Here is a 17,832-nt window from a genome sequence, read left to right as displayed (position 1 = left end):
GCTACCAGACGCGGATCCAGTCGACGAGCATGTCCGCGGGATAGGTCCCCGGTCCCGGGTCGCCGCCGCCCGAACCGGCGACCGCAAGGTTGAACACCGGGTAGGCGGCGTAGCCGGGATTGTTGAACGGCCAATCCGGAAGCGAGCTGGCGGGCACATCGAAGTAGGGCTGGGCGCCTTCGGAGTAGTCCTTCCAGAAGCGGATGCCGTTCGCGTCCCACTGAGTGCGCCAGGTGTGCCAGGCGCTATCCATCGCGATGTTGTGGGTCTTCCATTCACCGCCGTTCGCCTTCGCGTGCACGGTGGTGGCCGAGGGCCAGTTGCCGTTGCCGTACCACTCCATGACGTCGATCTCGCCCTGATCGTCGTTACCCAGCCAGTAGGCGGGCCAGGCGCCGGCGGTCAGGCAATTGAGCTTGATCCGGGCCTCCCACGTGTGCCCGACGCCGCCCCGCCACAGGCTTTGGACCTTGCCGCTGAAGTAGGTGGGCCCATCCTTGGCCGCGCGCAGTACCAGGTTGGAGTTGCCGTCGAGAAACACGTTCTTGCGATCATCGCGGTACTGCCCGATGTGCTCGGGCAACTCCCAGTACGTCGGGTCCTTGATCGTCTCGCGGGCCTTGGCCACCGCCCACTTGGACGCGTCGGGGGCCGAGCCGGCCGGCCCGTCGAATTCGTCCTGGAAGATGTAGCTCTGGCCGCTCGGTGTGTCTGGTCGACTCGGAAAGGCGCAGGCTTCGGGGAGCGGCAGCGCGGCTGCCAGCACGCCGATCCCGGTCGTCAGCATCATGCGGCGGCGGTCTATCTGCGGCATAAGCAAGGCACCCTAGCAGCCGGGGCTGTCCTAGGTCGAAACGAGAAATCTGTCGGTGGCCGCCGTTAGCGTGTGGATCGCCAGGCCAGCGGGTTCAGGATGACGCCGAAATTCATGGCTAATTCTCAACTTGGCGCGTGGTTTGGTCACAGGATTCGCAGGGCATCCTGAAATTACGAACCGATAAACACTGTTCATTCTTTTGCGGATTGCTCGGGAGGAGTTGGAATCATGGCGGACGCAGACGGCGCGACGGTCATTTTCCTTCAATCCCATCCCGCATGGGCCGCGGCCCGGCGGCGGGACCGGGAGCGCCGCGACGCGATGCGCCGCCATCCTTCTTCCCTTGCCCGGCGGCACGCCGCCGTGGCGGGTGGCCAGGTCACCCGCAACTTCAAGGTGTACTCGAGCACCGACACCCCGGCCTGAATCCGCCTTTAAACCGCGAAATGCGGACCAATTGCACTTTCGAGGGTTCGGCCATTAATCCGAATTCCCTTGTAATGCAATGAAATAGCAGCGGATGCGCGACGGCCCGAGCCGCGGCATAATTCCTCGCGTGGCCCAGACACGCAGGACGAAGGCGCTCGCGAACCCCGCCCAGCCCCACGGCGCGCTCCTGCACGAGTTGGAGCGCTACATCGAGGCCCACAATCCCGGCGTGACGGACGTCAACGTCGTCAGCGCGACGGACACCGGGCAGGCGGACAAGAGCCACAAGCCGGTCCGCCACTGGTATCAGGTCACGTACGAAGCCTGAATCGCCAGCTCAGAGCTTGCCCGCGACGAAATCGGCGGCCTGATTGGCCATGCCCGCGTCGATGTACGCGCCGGCGAGGTGTTGCGGCCAGTTCTCTTTCCAGGTGTTCGGGTCGGCCGGGTTGCAGACGGGGTCGGCACCATGGCACAACTCGATGGTCCTGTCGTTGTAGAGCGGGTTGAAGTTCGTGATCGGACCCACCCACTGGCTTCCGTTGCCGAACAGCGCGACGGCGGCGACGTGCTGGTCGATGCCCGGCGGCAGTGGGCTGTCGAAACCGAACGCGGCGATGGGCGCGGCGAGCACCACGTCGGTGACGGCCGCACCAAGCGAATAGCCCCCCAGCACCAGCCGGGTGTCCGGGCAGTTGTTGGCCATGTCCTGGATGTGATGGCTCATGTCGTTGGCACCGACGTCGACGTCCGTGTCGGCGCCGTACTTCACCGCATACACGCCGATGTTCTTCGAAACCTTGGATCGCAGCGCACTGATGAACGCGCTGCCGAGCGCGCCGGTGCCGGGCGACTCGAACCGTCCGCGGGCGAAGACGACCTGCACGGCGGGACAACTCGCGGCGGCGGCCCGGGGCGTCCCCGCCGGCACCACCGCTGGCGCCACAGTCAACGCCGCCGCGGCGACGACGGCGGCCATCCCGATGTCAAGCAACCTGCGAACGAGCAAAGCGCGCACAGCACGATGGTAGAGCGATCGCGCCGCCTGGGCAGCGGTCGGATAGGTTCGCCTCATGAGCCGTGCCGACGCCGAGTCACCCGAGCGCCTGTTTGCGCTCGCCGAGCAGGTGCAGGGCTTCATGCCGCCCGACGAGGGCCGCGCCCTCTACGAGGCCGCGCTGCGGTACCTCGACGGCGGCGTCGGCGTCGAGGTCGGCACCTACTGCGGCAAATCCACCCTCTTGCTCGGCGCGGCCGCGCAACAGACCAACAGCGTGCTCTACACCGTCGACCATCACCACGGCTCGGAGGAACACCAACCCGGGTGGGAGTACCACGACGCCTCGATGGTCGACGACGTGACGGGTCTGTTCGACACGCTGCCGACGTTTCGCCGCACGCTGGACGCCGCCGGGCTCGACGACCACGTCGTCGCCGTCGTCGGCAAGTCGCCGGTGGTGGCCCGGGGGTGGCGGGCACCGCTGTCGTTGTTGTTCATCGACGGCGGCCACTCCGAGAAGGCGGCGAACGAGGACTTCGACGGCTGGGCGAAATGGGTGGACACCGGCGGGGCGCTGCTCATCCATGACGTGTTCCCCGACCCACGCGACGGCGGCCGCCCGCCGTACTACATCTATCGCCGCGCGATGGATTCCGGTCAGTTCCGGGAGGTTTCGGCCACCGGGTCGCTGCGGGTGCTCGAACGCACCGGCGGGCGGGCGGGCGAGCAGATAATCACCGGCCGGTAACCACGCACTCGCAGTCGAAGTCGGTCTGCAGCCCCATCGGCAGCCCGTCGCCGCGGAAGATCCCGCTGCCCTTGGTGGTGTCCGACAGCGCGTCCGCGGCCAGGATCATCGCCGCGCCGGTCCAGGTGGTGCGTTCCTCGGGCCATCGCTTGCCGTCGGCGAAAACCAGACCGGTCCAATAGGACCCGTCCTTTTCGCGCAGGTGCTGCATCGCGGCGAACTGGCGGTGCGCGGCGGAGCGGTGGCCGATGGCGTCGAGGGCCATCACCAGTTCGCAGGTCTCGGCGCCGGTCACCCAGGGCCGATCGTCGACGCAGCGGATGCCGAGGCCGCCGACCACGAAGTCGTCCCAGCGCTGCCTGATCCGGCGGGCCGCCGCCGGACCCCGCAGGGCACCGCCCAGGATCGGGTAGTACCAGTCCATCGAGTAGCGGTCCTTCTCGGTGAACGCCTCGGGGTGCACCGCGATCGCGTGGCCCAGGCGCCCGAGGGCCAGCTCCCATTCCGGCTGGGGGTCCCCTACCAGGACGGCCAGCGCCAGTGCGCAGCGGATGCTGTGGAACACGCTGGCACACCCGGTCAGCAACGCCTCCTGGACAGGCCCGGCTTCGCTGCGAGCCCAGGCGATTTCGCCGTAGCCGAACTGCAAATCGATGACGAAGTCGATCGCCTTGTGCACCACCGGCCACATCTCGGCGGCGAACGACCTGTCGCCGGTGATCAACACGTGATGCCAGACCCCGGTGGCGATGTATGCGCAGAAGTTGCTGTCGCTGTTGGCGTCTTCGATTGTGCCCTCGCGCATTTGGATGGGCCAGGAGCCGTCGGGCCGCTGCGTGCGGCGGCTCCATTCGAACGCCGCCCGCGCCGGCTCCAGCAGTCCGGCCGCGGTGAGCGCCATCGCGCACTCCACGTGGTCCCACGGATCGGTGTGACCACCCGCGAACCAGGGGATGGCTCCCGACGGTTCCTGGTCGGCCGCTATCGACTTCGCGGTCTGTCGGCATTGGTCCGGGGTGAGGACACCCGGAATCGCCGGCGCGTTAACTCGACGCAACTGAATATCCCGGGGCGGCTTCGCTTTCCGCGACAGGCGACGCAGCGTAGTACTTCGCGAAATACAGGACCACGCTCTTTCCGACAAACGGGTTGAGCAGCGACTCGGCCAGCTGCGTCACCTTGGGCCGCCGCATCAGGTCCCAGACCAGAAGCTTGTGATAGGTGGCCACGGCAGGGTGATCCGAATTCGACACGCCCACTGCGCATTTCAGCCACCAGAACGGCGAGTGCAAAGCGTGCGCGTGATGGGCGTGGATCAACTCGATTCCGCCGCCGGCGATCTTGCCGCGCAGCTCGTCGGCCCGGTAGATGCGAACGTGGCCGCCCTCGTTGGCATGGTATTCGTCGGAAAGCAGCCAACAAATGCGCTCGGGCAGCCAGCGCGGGACGCTGACCGCCAGCGTCCCACCGACTTTGAGGACCCTGATCAGTTCGGCGATGGCGGCGTCGTCCTGAGGGACGTGCTCGAGGATCTCCGAGGCGATGACGCAGTCGAACGTCTCGTCGGCGTACGGCAGGCTCAGCGCGTCACCGAGCACGACCTTCGCCGAGGCCCCCTCGGGCGCCTCGCCGCTCTCGGCCATCGCCTTCAGGATCGTGTCGACGGACCGCAGTTCGTCCGGATCTCTGTCGAAGGCGACGACGTCGGCGCCGCGCCGGTAGGCCTCGAAGGCGTGCCGCCCGCCGCCGCATCCCACGTCGATCACCTTGGCGGACGGACCGATACCCAGCCGGTCGAAATCTATGGTCAGCATCGCGCGATCGCCCGCTCGTAGACCTGCACGGTTTGGGCGGCCACCGCTTCCCAGCTGAACACGTTGATCGCGCGCTCCCTGCCCGCCTTGCCCATGGTGCGGCGCTTTTCCGGCGAGTCGAGCAGCTCGCCGAGCGCGCCGGTCAGGGCGTCGACGTCGGCCGGGGGCACCAGCTCGGCGCAGGCGCCGTCGGTCCCCAGGACTTCGGGCAGCGCGCCCACGCGGCTGGCCACGATCGGCGTCCCGCTCGCCATGGCTTCCACCGCGGGCAGCGAAAACCCTTCGTACAGAGAGGGAATGCAGGCGACCTCGGCCGACGCGAACAGGGCGGCGAGCGCTTCGTCGGACAACCCGCTGGTGATGTGGACGATGTCCGAGATTCCCAGCTCCGCGATGAGTTTGTGGGTGGGACCGTTGGGTTCGACCTTGGCGACGAGCCGCAATTCGACATCTCGGCGGGTGCGCAGCCTGGCGACCGCGTGCAACAAGGTCCGCACGCCCTTCAAAGGGGTGTCGGCGCTGGCGATCGCGATGATGCGGCCAGGTTGGCGCGGGCCGGATGCCGGCCGGAACAGCTCGGTGTTCACACCCAGCGGCACGACGTGCAGTTGATCGGGGGAGACGCCGAAGTCGGCGACGATGTCCGCGGCCGACGACGACGAGACCGTCAACAGGTCGGGGATCCGGCGGGCCACCTGCTCCTGCATTTTGGAGAACCCGTACCAGCGGTGCACCAGCGGCTTGCGCCACCAGCGCGCGGCGGCGACGTCGAGCACGCGGTCCCGGGTGATGGGGTGATGCACGGTGGCCACCACCGGCAGCCCCGCGTCGGCGATCGCCAGCAGCCCGGTGCCCAGGCTCTGGTTGTCGTGCACCAGGTCGAAGTCTTTGGCGCGCTCGGCCAACAGCCGCGCCACGCGCATGGTGAACGTCCGCGGTTCGGGAAAGCCCGCCGTCCACACGGTCAGCAGCTCGAGCAGGTCGATCGAGTCGCGGATCTCGCTGGGGCGCGGCACCCGGAAGGGGTCGGGCTCACGGTAGAGATCCAGGCTGGGCACCTTGGTCAGCCGCACCCGCGGATCGAGCAGCTCGGGATACGGCTGCCCGGAGAACACTTCGACGTCGTGGCCTAGCTCGACCAGGCCGCGGCTGAGATGGCGCACGTAGACGCCCTGTCCGCCGCAATGGTCCTTACTGCGATAGGACAGCAGGGCAATTCGCATACTCAACTCTTATCCGCCGAAGAAAGATGGCGGGCGGGCGGCCCCCAATCCATCGCGATCAACGGACTCCCGAGCTCCGTGACAGCAAACTGGACATGTGTCCAGACTATAGTTCGCCGACCTAATTGATGCAATCGAGGGCGGAACACCGTGTTCAGTCTGCCCTCGAGGCCTCGGCGCTTGCGAAGCGGCCGCCGCTAGCTGCAGGGATATTGCCCGTTGAGCACGCAGTTCACCGGCGGCGAGTAGGTGCCGCTCAGCACGCCCCTCATGCCACCCGTGGCTGAACCGAGGGGCGGGATGACGCGATTCCAGTTCGCGGGGGTGATGACGAAGTGCGTTCCGTATTGGGTGAACGAGCTGTTCCACGTATGGGAGATGCCTTCTCCGGCCGGCAAGTCGAATTCGATCTTCCAATCGCTCATCGGCGCCGCGCTCGCGTTGGTGACGGTGAAGTTGGCGATGAAGCCGGTCTGCCACGTGTGTTCCACCGACAACGACGCCGCGGCCGCGGCCGCATGAGCGGCGGGGGAGCCGGCGAGTCCCAGGCCGGCAACCAGCATTGCCGGCACGGTCACGTGAAGCGCTGTGCGCCAGCGTTTCACGCAATTGTTCAGGCGGGCCATAGTGGCCAACAGTAGGGACAAGCAGGCGGTATCGGCCCGCGCATCGCGGGTAAGCTGCACGACCTTTGCCCAATCGAAACCGTCATGAAATCGGCGGAGAGTGCCGGCCCGCGGGATGAGCCCGCTTTGTTACCATCGCGCCGTGCACGACGGATGGCGATCGATCTCGCGACGTGACGCCCTCAAGTATGCGTTCGCGCCGGCCCTGCTGGGCCTGGCCGCGCCGCTCGCGCAGCAGCGGGCCTCGGCGGCCGACCTGCAGCTGATCGATTTCGCCGAGAAGCGGATCGCGCCGGGCGAGATCAAGGCGGCGGGCTACGGCGGGGTGGTCAACTACGTGTCGGCGTCGCGACCGGGCGCGAACTTTGAGGCCAAGCCCATCACGCGCGAGTACGCGGACGCGCTGCGCGCGGCGGGGCTTCAGATCGTCAGCAACTTCCAGTACGGCAAACCCGGCTGGCCCGACCCGTCGGATTACACCCGCGGGTACGACGGCGGGGTGGCCGACGCGCACACCGCCCTGCAACTGCACAACGCGGCAGGCGGGACGGCGTCGGCCCCGATCTTCTTCAGCGTCGACGACAACATCGACGAAAACACGTGGAACGGCCCTGCCGTGCAATGGTTTCGGGGCATCAACTCGGTGTTGGGAGTGGGCCGCACCGGCATCTACGGACATGCCCGGGCGTGCGGCTGGGCGATCCGCGACGGCGTCATCGGAAACTCGACCACCCCGGGCCACCGCTGGGCGTGGCAGACCAGGTCGTGGTCCAACGGGGAACGCGAACCGGCGGCGGTGCTGTATCAGGCCGTGGTCAACAGCCCGTCGAACCCGAGCCCGCTGCTGGGGGGGATCAACGTGGACATCGACGACGTCCTCGCGGCCGACTACGGCCAATGGGATCTTGCGCGCTGATTCGGCTACATCCCTAGGTGTACCGACCTGTCACCGTTCATAAGAGGGGTCGTCGACGGGGTCGTCGACGCTATGAAGTCCTCCAGGATGTCCGCCACCACCGACGGAGCCTCCACATGCGGAAAGTGCCCGATTCCCTCCAGCACCTCGAGCCGACTGCCCTCCAGCGCGTCATGGGCAGCGTAGGCGTGGGCCACGGGAATGATGCGGTCCTGCTCGCCCCAGATCAGCAGGACGGGCATCCCGGCCGCGACGTGGATCTTGTTCAACGCGCTGACCGCCTGACCGCGGTAGTCCACCACTGAGCGCAACGTCCGCAAAAAGGCTTGGCGGGTCCGTCGATCGGACAGCGAGGAGTAGGCGTGCCACATCTCACCGGCTCGCGGCGACTGCACCCCGGCCGAAGTCAGCCACGAACCCAGCTTGTTCCCAAGGTTCAACACCGACTGCGGTGCGACGACGGGCAATACGAACTCGGCGCCCGGTGCCGACAGGATCCGTAGCACCGGGCTGAGGTCGGGCCCGAGGCCACCGCTGCCGATGAGGGCCAGCCGCTCGCAATGTTCCCGGTGCTGGTGGGCGAACTGCATTGCGATGCCGCCGCCGAGAGACTGCCCAATCACGGTTGCCCGGTCCACCTCGAGTTCGTCGAGCAGGTCGCGCAGAAAGACGGCGAAGGCTCCCAGCGAGTAGTCGCCACGCGGCTTCGCGGACATGCCGTGGCCGAGCAGGTCGGGCGCAATGACGCGGTAATTCTTCGACAGCTGCGGAATGATCGCATGCCACGTCGCGGAGCTGCCGGCCATCCCGTGTATCAGCAACACGGCAGGCCCGTCGCCGGCATCCCGGTAGGCGATCCGGTCTCCGTGAAGTTCGAGATACTTCAATTCGCTCATGTCACCGTTTACCCAGCTTCGGTAGTTGGACGCATCGGCCATTAGCCATGGTACGTAACTTACGCCTTCGTAGGTTACCGGTGGGTAATAGTGTGGCTGGCCTCACGGAGTGCTCGAAATAGCCGACGCCCCGCGAGCCTGGTAGCCCGCGGGGCGTCGCTTGCCATCCGGCTGCTACTTCAGGTCGAACCGGTCGGCGTTCATCACCTTCACCCAGGCCGCGACGAAGTCCTCGACGAACTTCCCCTGGTTGTCGTCCTGGGCGTAGACCTCGGACAGCGCGCGCAGCACCGAGTTCGACCCGAACACCAGGTCGTTGGCCGTGGCCGTCCACTTCTTCTGTCCCGACTTGCGGTCGACGACCTCGTAGACGTTCTCCGCCGTCTCCGACGCCTTCCACGCGTTGTCCATGTCGAGCAGGTTGACGAAGAAGTCGTTGGTCAGCGTGCCGGGCCGGTCGGTGAAGACGCCGTGCTTGCTGCCGCCGTGGTTCGCGCCGAGGGCACGCAGCCCGCCGACGAGCACCGTCATTTCGGGCCCGGTCACACCCAGCAGGTAGGCCCGCTCCACCAGCAACTGCTCCAGCGGCGCCTTCTCGCCGGCGCGGATGTAGTTGCGGAACCCGTCAGCCCTCGGTTCGAGCACCGCGAACGACTCCACGTCGGTGCTCTCCTGCGAGGCGTCGGTGCGCCCGGGCGCAAAGTGCACCGCGATCTCGTAGCCGGCGTCCTTGGCCGCCTTCTCCACCGCCGCCGAGCCGGCCAGCACGATCAAGTCCGCCAACGAGATCTTCTTGCCACCCGAAGCCGACGCGTTGAAGTCCTGCTGGATCTTCTCCAGCACGGGCAACACCTTGTCCAGCTCGGAGGGCTCGTTGACCTCCCAGTTGCGCTGCGGCTCGAGGCGCAGCCGCGCCCCGTTGGCGCCGCCCCGCTTGTCGGTGCGGCGGTAGCTCGACGCCGCCGACCAGGCCGTCTTGACCAGTTGCGGCACCGACAGGCCAGAGTCGAGCACCTTGCTCTTCAGGGCGGCGACGTCGTTCTCGTCGACCAGCTCGTGGTCGACGGCCGGAACCGGGTCCTGCCACAGCTGCGGCTCGGCGACCCACGGCCCCAGGTAGCGGCTGATCGGCCCCATGTCGCGGTGCAGCAGCTTGTACCAGGCCCTGGCGAACGCGTCCGCCAGCTCTTCGGGGTGATCGAGCCAGCGACGGGTGATGTCGCGGTAGATGGGCGACTCACGCATCGAGATGTCGGTGACCAGCATCGTCGGCGCGCGGCCCGGCCCGCCGAACGGGTCCGGGATGGTGCCCGCACCCGCGCCGTCCTTGGCGACGAACTGCCAGGCATCGCCGGGGCTCTTGGTCAGCTCCCACTCGTAGCCGTACAGGGTCTCCAGGAAGGTGTTGTCCCACTTGGTCGGGGTGGGCGTCCAGACCACCTCCAGGCCGCTGGTGATGGCGTCCTTGCCCACGCCGGTGCCATACGAGCTCTTCCAGCCCAGCCCCTGCTGCTCGATGGGGGCGGCCTCCGGCTCGGGGCCCACCAGGTCGCCAGGACCGGCGCCGTGCGTCTTGCCGAAGCTGTGGCCGCCGACGATCAGCGCGGCGGTCTCCTCGTCGTTCATCGCCATGCGGCCGAAGGTCTCGCGGATGTCGATCGCGGCGGCGACCGGGTCCGGCTTGCCTTCCGGGCCTTCGGGATTCACGTAGATCAGGCCCATGGTGGTCGCGCCGTAGGGCTGGGCGAGGTCACGCTCGCCGGAGTAGCGCTTGTCGGTGCCGAGCCAGGTGTCTTCTTCACCCCACAGGATCTCTTCGGGCCCCCAGACGTCTTCGCGGCCGAAGCCGAAGCCGAAGGTCTTGAATCCCATCGACTCCAGGGCACAGTTGCCGGCGAAGATGATCAGGTCGGCCCAGGAGATCTTGTTGCCGTACTTCTTCTTGACCGGCCACAGCAGCCGGCGGGCCTTGTCCAAGCTGACGTTGTCCGGCCAGCTGTTGAGCGGGGCAAAGCGCTGCATGCCCTGGCCGCCGCCGCCGCGGCCGTCGAAGATCCGGTAGGTGCCGGCGGCGTGCCAGCTCATCCGGATGAACAGGCCGCCATAGTGGCCATAGTCGGCGGGCCACCAGTCCTGCGAGGTGGTCATGACCTCGAACACGTCGCGCTTGAGCGCCTCGACATCGAGCTTGGCGAACTCCTCGGCGTAGTTGAAATCTTCGCCGTACGGGCTGGCATGGGGGTGGTTCGGGTGCAGCGTCGACACGTCGATCTGGTCGGGCCACCAGTCCCGGTTCGTCAGGGGCGCGTGCGATTTCGGTTTGGGGGAAGGGATTGCCGGGTTTTCGCTCTCGCTGTTGCTCGTCGTCTTGGTGTCGTCGTGGGGTGGGCGGCTGTCAGATGTTGACACAGCATTCCTTTCCGGTGGTTGTAATGCGGGCTGCGATCACGGGAGTGATCAGGACTCTGCCGTCGAGCAGTCGGGGCACATGCCCCAGTAGATGACCTCGGCCTCATCGAGGACGAAGCCATCCAGAACGTTGTTGTCGTCCAACGGGGTCAAGCACGGCGCCTCGCCGACTGCGCAGTCGACGTCGTTGATGACCCCGCAGGAGCGGCAGACGACATGATGGTGGTTGTCGCCGACGCGGGATTCGTAGCGGGCGACCAGGCCCAAGGGCTGGATCCGCCGCACCAGGCCCGCGGCGGTCACCGCGCTCAGCACGTCGTAGACGGCCTGGCGGGAGACGTCGGGCAGATCCCCGCGTACGGCGTTGAAGATCGTGTCGGTGTCGGCATGGGGGTGGGCGTGTACCGCCTCCAGCACGGCGACCCGCGGCCGGGTCACGCGCAGGTCGGCCATACGCAGCCGGTCCGCGTAACTCGCCGATGAGGACACGTGGTCCATATCACACTCTTATTTGGAATCAGTCAAGACTTTCCCGGGGGCGAGCCGCCGAATAAGTGGTGAACCGTGCGCATCCGGTCGGTCCGCCGGACCGAATGACGTTGCGCCAGAGCGCGACTCTGCAAACTTAGGAAGCCGGCTTCAGGGCGCTGCCGTTGCGCCACTGGTCCCAGCTCAGCGTCCAGTCGCCGTTCTGGGCCAGCGTCAACGGCGGCCCTCCGCTGTTGCGGACCTCGACGACGTCACCGGGTACCGAGAAGTCGTAGAACCACTTCGCGTTGTCGGCGTTGAGGTTCAGGCAGCCGTGCGAGGTGTCCCGGTGGCCCTGGGCCCACACCGTGGCGTCGAGCTCGTGCAGGTAGATGCCGTCGGTGCTGATCTTGGTCGCGTAGTTGATCGTCTCGCGATAGCCGAGCCGCGAGTTCTTGGGCAGGCCGAACGTCGAGGAGTCCATCACGACCGGGTTGCCCTTGTCGATCACGGTGTAGATGCCCGGCGGGGTCCACAGCGAGATGGTGTGACCGCCGACGTCCTCGGTGCCGCCCATCCCCATCGAGGTGGGCATGGTGCGCACCAGCTTGCCGTTGTCGAAGACGCTGACCTGTTTGGTGGCGTCGTCGGCGATGGATATGTGCGCGTCACCGATCCGGAACGACACCCGCGTGTCGTCTTGCCCGAACAGCCCGTCGCCCAAGGCAATTCCGTAGATCTTGGCTTCGGCGGTGACCGTCGTTCCCGGGGCGTAGTAGTGCTCGGGTCGCCAGTGGGCGTTTTGGCTGTCGACCCAGAACCAGGAGCCCTGCACCGGCGGGCTGGTGGTCACGCTCAGCTGTCGCTCGGCGGCGGCCCGGTCGGTGATCTGCTCGTCGAAGTGGGCGACGACCACCATTCCGACGCCGTAAGTGCCGCCGTCGTGCAGCGGAGCCTCCGAGGTGGTGGTGAACGAAACCTTGGTCTGGTTGGACGGACGCAGCGTCGAGAACGACGAGACCTGCGTTGCCGCAACACCGTTGGGCCCGCGGGCGGTGACGGTCAGCGTGTAGGTGCGCCCGTATCCCAGCGGCACGGTGGGCTTCCAGGCGGTGTTGTCCGGGGTGGTGATGCCCTCGATCGGTTTGCCGCTCTCGTTGACCATGCGAACGTCCGTCAGCGTTCCCGCGTCGGCCTTCACCATGACCGGCGCGACCGGGTCGACGTCGTGCGCGTTGGGTCCGGGGGTGATCGTTATCCGCGCCGCGGCAGGCTCTTTCGTGCCGGTGCCGGGGCACGCGCCGTGCGGGCACCTGACCGACGTGGCCAGCTGGATCGCGCCCACCACCCCGGCCACCAGCAACACCGCGAACAGGAGCGGGCGCAGCCATCCAACTGCCGGACGAGGGGCGATCATGTGCATCACATAGCCCGGGGCGTACGCGCTGAAACGTGGCGCGGGCCGCGTCGCGCGTGCGGAGGATCATGGGGGTCATGGCCGACGACGAACTCGACAGTCTGTACCGGACCGAGCCGGAGGCTTTCACCGCCGAACGCAACAGATTGGCCAAAGCGGCGAAGGACCGCGGTGACGCGGCGGCCGCTAAACGAATCTCCGCGGCGCGCAAACCCACCGCCGCGGCCTGGATCGTCAACCGGGTCGCGCTCTCGCAGAAGGACACCAAGAAGCGCCTCGCCGACCTCGGTGACCGCCTGCGCGACGCGCACGCCGCGATGGACGGCGAACGCATCCGGGCGCTGTCCGCCGAGCAACACAAGCTGATCGAGGGGCTCGCCCGCGCCGCGTTCGAAGTGGCCGACGTCAAGCGGCCGTCCGCGTCGGTGCGCGAGGACGTGACCGCCACCCTGCAAGCCGCGATCGCCGACCCCGAGGTCAGGGAGCGACTCGGCCGATTGGCCAAGCCCGAGCGATGGTCGGGTTTCGGCGGGTTCGGCGACGCGGCGCCGGCCCCGCCGGCGAAGCGTTCGCAGAGGGCCGCGGAGCGGCGCCGGGAGAAGTTGACCGCGGCCGTCACCGACGCCGAGCAAGCCCAAGCCGCCGCCGACGACGCCCTCTCGAAGCGGCACGCCGAACGCGACGCGGCCCGGCAACGACGCGACGAAGCGATCGCGGCCCTGCGCAAGGCCGAGCGCGAATTCGACAAGGCCGAGGCCGCCTACGACAAGGCGAAGCGCGCCAGCCGCGCGGCCGCCGAATCGCTGAAGGAGGCGAAAGCGCAGCTCAACAGCGCGTGACTGCGATTCCGCGGGCGGCGCGCAGTTTCCGTCGACGCTGTGGGGGTATCAGCCCAGCCGTGACTTCTTTATGGCTATCCGACCGCGCCGAACCGACCTGGACCGCAAGCCGGCTCGAGGACGGCCCACGTTCCGCCGATGTCATCGTCGTCGGCGCCGGGATCACCGGGCTGATGACCGCCGTCCTGCTGGCCCGCGCGGGCAAGGACGTGTTGGTGGTCGAGGCCCGCACGGTCGGTTCCTGTGCGACGGGAAACACCACGGCGAAGATCAGTTTGTTGCAGGGCAGCCCGCTGTCGAAGATCCTGCCCAGGCACGGTCTGGACGTCGCCCGCGCCTACGTCGACGGCAATCGCGAGGGCCAGGAGTGGGTGCTGCAGCACTGCGAGTCGAACGGCGTCGCCGTGCAGCGCGAGGACGCCTATACCTACGCGCAGTCGGCTCGGGGCGTGTTGTCCGCGCGCGCGGAGCTGGCGGCCTGCCAGGCGGTGGGCCTGGGCGCCGTGTGGGACGACGCCGCCGACGTGCCGTTCCCGTACCACGGCGGCGTGCGGCTGCCCGACCAGGCGCAGTTCGACCCCATGCCGTTCCTCGACTCGCTGGCCACCGAGCTGCTCGGCCGCGGCGGGCGGCTGGTCGAGCACACCCGGGTGCGGCGGGTGTCCTGGCGCGGCAAGGGGGTGCGGGTGCACGTCAACGACGCCGCGCGGCAGGACGTCGAGCTGCAGGCCGAGCAGCTGGTGCTCGCCACCGGAATCCCGATCCTGGATCGCGGCGGCTATTTCGCGCGCGTGAAGCCAAGCCGGTCCTACTGTCTGGCGTTCAAGGTCCCCGGCAACATCACCCGGCCGATGATGATTTCCACCGACTCGCCGACCCGTTCGGTCCGCTACGCGCCCGTCGCGGACGGCGAGCGGCTGATCGTCGGCGGGGCCGGCCACACGGTGGGCCGCAAGAAGAGCCCGTCGAAATCGTTGCAGGAACTATCGTCGTGGGCGCGCAAGCACTACCCGGGGTCCGTGCAGACCCATTTCTGGTCGGCGCAGGACTACACGCCCATCGACTACCTGCCGTATGTGGGCCCCATCCTGCCGAACACCGAAACCATCTTCGTCGCAACGGGTTTCAACAAGTGGGGCATGACCAACGGCCCCGCGGCCGCGTTGGCGTTGTCCAGCCGCATCCTGGGCGGGCGGATGGATTGGGCCGGCGCGTTCGCCAGCTGGAGCCCGCACGAGCTGTCGGGCTTGCTGATGGCGCTGCAGGCCAACCTCGAGGTGGGCTTCGACCTGGCGAAGGGTTGGATCACCCCGGCGATACGCACCGGCCGCCGCAGCCCGGTCAACGGCGAGGGCGGCGTGGTGAGCGGGCCGCCGTGGCACCTGGAGGCCCGCTGCCGCGTGGACGGCACCGAGCACCGCGTTTCCCCGGTGTGCCCGCACCTCGGTGGGATCGTCAACTGGAACGACGCCGACCAGGCGTGGGAATGCCCGCTCCACGGGTCGCGCTTCGCCCCGGACGGCACCCTTCTGGAAGGCCCGGCGACCAGGGATCTGACACGTAGCGCGCCGAACGTGTACTCGGGGTAGGCCCTCAGGCCGTCTTCTGATAGACGAGCCAGCGCAACTCGATCGGGGACTGATCGCGGGGGATGTCGAACACGTCGAGGCCGCTGGCCCAGCTCTCGAACCAACCGGTCGGGGGCCAGGCGCCCTCCGGCAGGTGGGCCTTCTCGTAGTCGTAGGCCGAATCGTCGGCGACGAGGTCGAAAGGCAGCCCGGTCGCCGCGTTCGATACCTCGTCGCGGGTGAAGATCATCGTGTTGCACTGCTGCCCGAGTTCGATCGCGGCTCTGTCGGGGGTATAGCCGGGCCGCGGCAGGAACGTGTTGAACACCAGCCGCCCGCCCGGTGCCAACACATCGGCGGCGAGTTCGAACACGCCTCGCAATTCGTGCGGAGTACGGAAGTCGGGTACCACCTCGGAGAGGACCATCAGCTGGTACTCGTCGCGGACGCCCTCCATGGCGGTGAAGACGTCGCTCTGCATGACGCGCACGCCGAGCGATTCGCGTTCCACGTCCGCGCGCATGAGCTCGGCGAACTTCGGCGCCATCTCCACGGCGTCCACGGGATGGCCGCGCCGCGCCAGGGCTACCGCGTTGCGCCCGGTGCCGGCGCCGACGTCCAGTACCCGACAGCTCGCCGGGTCGGCCGCCTCGCAGGCCAGCGCGAGCACGCGCGCGTCGGGTTCGGCGCCGAACAGGGGCGCCGGCCGGGTCTCGACCCAGTTGTCGTAGTCGGCCTCGACGGTGCGCCATTCGGCGTTGACGCGGTAGTTCAGACCCGTTCCGAAGGGAACCTGAAACGAGATGATGATCTCCGAACGCTGGGAGGCCTTGAAGGCCTTCGCCAGCTCCGTCTCCAGCACCTTGTTGAGCTGACGAGCTTGTTCGGGCGTATAGGGCACACCCAGCGTCGCGCACAGGTTGGCGCACAACTGGGCGTACTCGTCGATCATGCCGGGAACGGCGGGCACCGAAATCTGGCCCTCGGCCATCGACCGGCGGTACACCCGGCTGACCATCGCTTCGCGCAACCTCGGCGTGTCGAACGGTTTGGGCTGCGGCGCGTCCACGAGACTCTTCTACACGACCCGATCCGCGGTCGCACAGGGGCCGCCGTCCTACACCACCCGTTAACACTGCCGTTTGGCGGGGTATTAGCCAAGTTCACGTGCCGGACATGTACTACTGAGGGAAGTGCAATCGTTTGCCGGTCCGATTCGGCCGCGCCGCCCAACTAGTCGGGAAGCCGTCCGTGTCCTGGCGGCGTTTGACTCGATCGGAGGGAACCGACATGGACTTCGCGGCATTACCGCCCGAGATCAACTCCGCCCGGATGTACACCGGCCCCGGCTCGGGACCGCTGCTGGCCGCCGCGACGGCCTGGGACGGCCTGGCCGCCGCCCTGCACGCGGCGGCGAGTTCCTACCAATCGGAGGTGGCGGCGCTGACCGCCGGGCCCTGGCTGGGCCCGACCTCGGGGTTGATGGCGGCTGCGGCCGCCCCGTATTTGGCGTGGACGAGAACCTCGGCCACGCAGGCCGAGCAGACCGCCAACCAGGCCAAGGCCGCGGCCGGCGCCTACGAGGCGGCCTTCGCGCAGACGATTCCGCCGCCGGTGGTCGCGGCCAACCGCAGCCTGCTGCTGGCACTGGTCGCGACCAATATCTTCGGTCAGAACACTCCAGCGATCGCGACCACCGAGGCGCAGTATGCCGAGATGTGGGCCCAGGACGCCGCCGCGATGTACGGCTATGCCGCCGCGTCGGCGTTGGCGACGACGCTGACGCCGTTCGCGCCGCCGCCGCAAAACACCAGTTCCGCCGGGCCGGCCGCGCAGGCCGCGGCGGTGGCGCAAGCCACCGGCACCTCCGCGGGAAACGCGCAGGGCGCCGTGTCCAGCGTGCAGGCCATCGCGGCGGTCCCCAGCGCGCTGACCAGCCTGGCGGCCGCCACCCCCGCCCAGTTCGGGCCGCTCGACCTGCTGGCTGTGCTGGCGAACCTGAGCGGGGTTTTCATCGACCCCGAGTTGAGCGCGGCGAGCCTCGGGGTTGACACGGGGGTGGCGCTGCCGGCCCTTCCGTTCGACGTTGCCGGTGCCCTGACCGGTTTCCACACCGACGACATCGTCAGCGGCTGGGCAGGGGTCCAGCCCTGGCCGGGGGATGCGCCGGTGCCGCCCTCCCCGTTCCCGGTGATCACCAACCTGGCCGGCGGGTCGGCGGCCACGGCGGGCCTCGCCGAAGCGAAAACCGTTGGGGCCCTGTCGGTTCCGCCCGCCTGGGCCGCCGAGACGACGATGATACGGCCCTTGGCGGTCGCCTTGCCGGCGACCAGCATGGGCGCCGCCGCCGAGGCCTCGACCGGGAGCATGGGAAGCCTGTTCAGCCAGATGGCCCTGGCGGGCATGGCGGGGCGCGCGATGGCCGGCACCGGTGGCGGGGCCGGCGCCCCGGCCCGCCGGGAGCGGATCGGGGCGCCGACGACAACCGACAAGAAGGCGCCGCCGGAAGCCCCGGCCGGCGGCCCGGTCACGAGCGTCGCCGCCGAGCTTCGGGAGCTGGCCTCGCTGCGCGACTCGGGAGTCCTCACCGACGAGGAATTCACCGAACAAAAGAAGAAACTCCTGTCTCAGATTCCTTAGCAAATCGTCGGCCACGGCAACA

Annotated in this window: 18 protein-coding genes; 7 read left to right on the top strand and 11 right to left on the bottom strand. The window is 68.1% G+C overall.

Going from position 1 to position 17,832, the window contains the following annotated elements:
- Position 1: 1 nt before the first annotated feature.
- Positions 2–814 (bottom strand): family 16 glycosylhydrolase, encoded by an 813-nt coding sequence (locus tag A5712_RS14385; protein ID WP_068106136.1) that lies wholly within the window; start codon positions 812–814, stop codon positions 2–4.
- Between the two features lie 231 nt (positions 815–1,045).
- Here A5712_RS14385 and A5712_RS14380 point away from each other — a divergent pair, with 231 nt between their 5' ends.
- Together A5712_RS14380 and A5712_RS14375 are read left to right on the top strand one after the other, a co-directional pair.
- Complete coding sequence (locus tag A5712_RS14380; protein ID WP_068106133.1) at positions 1,046–1,243, top strand: hypothetical protein; 198 nt, start codon at positions 1,046–1,048, stop codon at positions 1,241–1,243.
- A gap of 130 nt (positions 1,244–1,373) precedes the next feature.
- A complete protein-coding gene (locus A5712_RS14375) occupies positions 1,374–1,574 on the top strand; it encodes a hypothetical protein (RefSeq protein WP_068182199.1) in 201 nt (66 codons plus the stop codon).
- A gap of 9 nt (positions 1,575–1,583) precedes the next feature.
- On the opposite strand, the gene A5712_RS14370 is transcribed toward A5712_RS14375, so the two are convergent.
- On the bottom strand, positions 1,584–2,264 hold the full coding sequence (locus A5712_RS14370; RefSeq protein ID WP_068106124.1) for a cutinase family protein: 681 nt from the start codon (positions 2,262–2,264) through the stop codon (positions 1,584–1,586).
- 55 nt (positions 2,265–2,319) lie between these two features.
- Here A5712_RS14370 and A5712_RS14365 point away from each other — a divergent pair, with 55 nt between their 5' ends.
- Complete coding sequence (locus tag A5712_RS14365; RefSeq protein ID WP_068106121.1) at positions 2,320–2,994, top strand: class I SAM-dependent methyltransferase; 675 nt, start codon at positions 2,320–2,322, stop codon at positions 2,992–2,994.
- Here the strand turns inward: A5712_RS14365 and A5712_RS14360 are convergent.
- The 4 genes from A5712_RS14360 to A5712_RS14345 all read right to left on the bottom strand — a co-directional run bounded on the left by A5712_RS14360 (position 2,981) and on the right by A5712_RS14345 (position 6,657).
- Positions 2,981–4,051, bottom strand: coding sequence for a prenyltransferase (locus A5712_RS14360; protein WP_068106118.1), 1,071 nt, complete (start codon positions 4,049–4,051; stop codon positions 2,981–2,983). The genes A5712_RS14365 and A5712_RS14360 overlap by 14 nt on opposite strands.
- Positions 4,038–4,808, bottom strand: a complete 771-nt coding sequence (locus A5712_RS14355) for a class I SAM-dependent methyltransferase (protein ID WP_068106114.1) — start codon at positions 4,806–4,808, stop codon at positions 4,038–4,040. Before A5712_RS14355 ends, A5712_RS14360 begins: the two co-directional genes overlap by 14 nt.
- Positions 4,802–6,031, bottom strand: a complete 1,230-nt coding sequence (locus A5712_RS14350; protein WP_068106109.1) for a glycosyltransferase family 4 protein — start codon at positions 6,029–6,031, stop codon at positions 4,802–4,804. The genes A5712_RS14355 and A5712_RS14350 overlap by 7 nt, the downstream gene beginning before the upstream one ends.
- Positions 6,032–6,228: 197 nt before the next feature.
- On the bottom strand, positions 6,229–6,657 hold the full coding sequence (locus A5712_RS14345; protein ID WP_068106106.1) for a cellulose-binding domain-containing protein: 429 nt from the start codon (positions 6,655–6,657) through the stop codon (positions 6,229–6,231).
- A gap of 115 nt (positions 6,658–6,772) precedes the next feature.
- Between A5712_RS14345 and A5712_RS14340 the strand changes: the two genes are divergently transcribed.
- Positions 6,773–7,573, top strand: a complete 801-nt coding sequence (locus tag A5712_RS14340; RefSeq protein ID WP_068106103.1) for a DUF1906 domain-containing protein — start codon at positions 6,773–6,775, stop codon at positions 7,571–7,573.
- Between the two features lie 5 nt (positions 7,574–7,578).
- Here A5712_RS14340 and A5712_RS14335 read toward each other — a convergent pair whose 3' ends face one another.
- From A5712_RS14335 to A5712_RS14320, 4 genes are all read right to left on the bottom strand, one after another.
- Complete coding sequence (locus A5712_RS14335; protein WP_068106205.1) at positions 7,579–8,469, bottom strand: alpha/beta fold hydrolase; 891 nt, start codon at positions 8,467–8,469, stop codon at positions 7,579–7,581.
- A 174-nt stretch (positions 8,470–8,643) separates the two neighbouring features.
- Complete coding sequence (gene katG / locus A5712_RS14330; RefSeq protein WP_068106100.1) at positions 8,644–10,878, bottom strand: catalase/peroxidase HPI; 2,235 nt, start codon at positions 10,876–10,878, stop codon at positions 8,644–8,646.
- A 48-nt stretch (positions 10,879–10,926) separates the two neighbouring features.
- Complete coding sequence (locus tag A5712_RS14325; RefSeq protein ID WP_197519388.1) at positions 10,927–11,367, bottom strand: Fur family transcriptional regulator; 441 nt, start codon at positions 11,365–11,367, stop codon at positions 10,927–10,929.
- A gap of 136 nt (positions 11,368–11,503) precedes the next feature.
- Entirely contained in the window at positions 11,504–12,763 is a 1,260-nt protein-coding gene (locus A5712_RS14320; protein WP_156766561.1) for an Ig-like domain-containing protein, read from the bottom strand.
- A 77-nt stretch (positions 12,764–12,840) separates the two neighbouring features.
- On the opposite strand from A5712_RS14320, the gene A5712_RS14315 reads away from it, so the two are divergent.
- Positions 12,841–13,602 carry a hypothetical protein gene (locus A5712_RS14315; protein WP_068106202.1) on the top strand — a complete coding sequence of 254 codons (762 nt, stop codon included), beginning with the start codon at positions 12,841–12,843 and terminating at the stop codon, positions 13,600–13,602.
- A 59-nt stretch (positions 13,603–13,661) separates the two neighbouring features.
- Positions 13,662–15,191: an FAD-dependent oxidoreductase gene (locus A5712_RS14310; protein WP_068106092.1), complete on the top strand. Its 1,530-nt coding sequence runs from the start codon at positions 13,662–13,664 to the stop codon at positions 15,189–15,191.
- A 4-nt stretch (positions 15,192–15,195) separates the two neighbouring features.
- Here A5712_RS14310 and A5712_RS14305 read toward each other — a convergent pair whose 3' ends face one another.
- Positions 15,196–16,188: a bifunctional 2-polyprenyl-6-hydroxyphenol methylase/3-demethylubiquinol 3-O-methyltransferase UbiG gene (locus tag A5712_RS14305; protein WP_068106201.1), complete on the bottom strand. Its 993-nt coding sequence runs from the start codon at positions 16,186–16,188 to the stop codon at positions 15,196–15,198.
- A gap of 272 nt (positions 16,189–16,460) precedes the next feature.
- Here A5712_RS14305 and A5712_RS14300 point away from each other — a divergent pair, with 272 nt between their 5' ends.
- On the top strand, positions 16,461–17,810 hold the full coding sequence (locus A5712_RS14300) for a PPE domain-containing protein (RefSeq protein WP_068106089.1): 1,350 nt from the start codon (positions 16,461–16,463) through the stop codon (positions 17,808–17,810).
- Positions 17,811–17,832: the final 22 nt, after the last annotated feature.

It is taken from the genome of Mycobacterium sp. E2327, from assembly GCF_001672675.1.
In the GTDB taxonomy this organism is placed as follows: Bacteria; Actinomycetota; Actinomycetes; order Mycobacteriales; family Mycobacteriaceae; genus Mycobacterium.
This window is presented reverse-complemented; position numbering and strand designations above follow the sequence as displayed.

Coding starts and splice junctions, on each gene's coding strand:
- A5712_RS14340 (WP_068106103.1), top strand. CDS start 6,773: ATGAGCCCGCTTTGTTACCATCGCGCCGTGCACGACGGATGGCGATCG.
- A5712_RS14355 (WP_068106114.1), bottom strand. CDS start 4,808: ATGCTGACCATAGATTTCGACCGGCTGGGTATCGGTCCGTCCGCCAAG.
- A5712_RS14335 (WP_068106205.1), bottom strand. CDS start 8,469: ATGAGCGAATTGAAGTATCTCGAACTTCACGGAGACCGGATCGCCTAC.
- A5712_RS14305 (WP_068106201.1), bottom strand. CDS start 16,188: ATGGTCAGCCGGGTGTACCGCCGGTCGATGGCCGAGGGCCAGATTTCG.
- A5712_RS14320 (WP_156766561.1), bottom strand. CDS start 12,763: ATGATCGCCCCTCGTCCGGCAGTTGGATGGCTGCGCCCGCTCCTGTTC.
- A5712_RS14365 (WP_068106121.1), top strand. CDS start 2,320: ATGAGCCGTGCCGACGCCGAGTCACCCGAGCGCCTGTTTGCGCTCGCC.
- A5712_RS14345 (WP_068106106.1), bottom strand. CDS start 6,657: ATGGCCCGCCTGAACAATTGCGTGAAACGCTGGCGCACAGCGCTTCAC.
- A5712_RS14380 (WP_068106133.1), top strand. CDS start 1,046: ATGGCGGACGCAGACGGCGCGACGGTCATTTTCCTTCAATCCCATCCC.
- A5712_RS14350 (WP_068106109.1), bottom strand. CDS start 6,031: ATGCGAATTGCCCTGCTGTCCTATCGCAGTAAGGACCATTGCGGCGGA.
- A5712_RS14385 (WP_068106136.1), bottom strand. CDS start 814: ATGCCGCAGATAGACCGCCGCCGCATGATGCTGACGACCGGGATCGGC.
- A5712_RS14300 (WP_068106089.1), top strand. CDS start 16,461: ATGGACTTCGCGGCATTACCGCCCGAGATCAACTCCGCCCGGATGTAC.
- A5712_RS14315 (WP_068106202.1), top strand. CDS start 12,841: ATGGCCGACGACGAACTCGACAGTCTGTACCGGACCGAGCCGGAGGCT.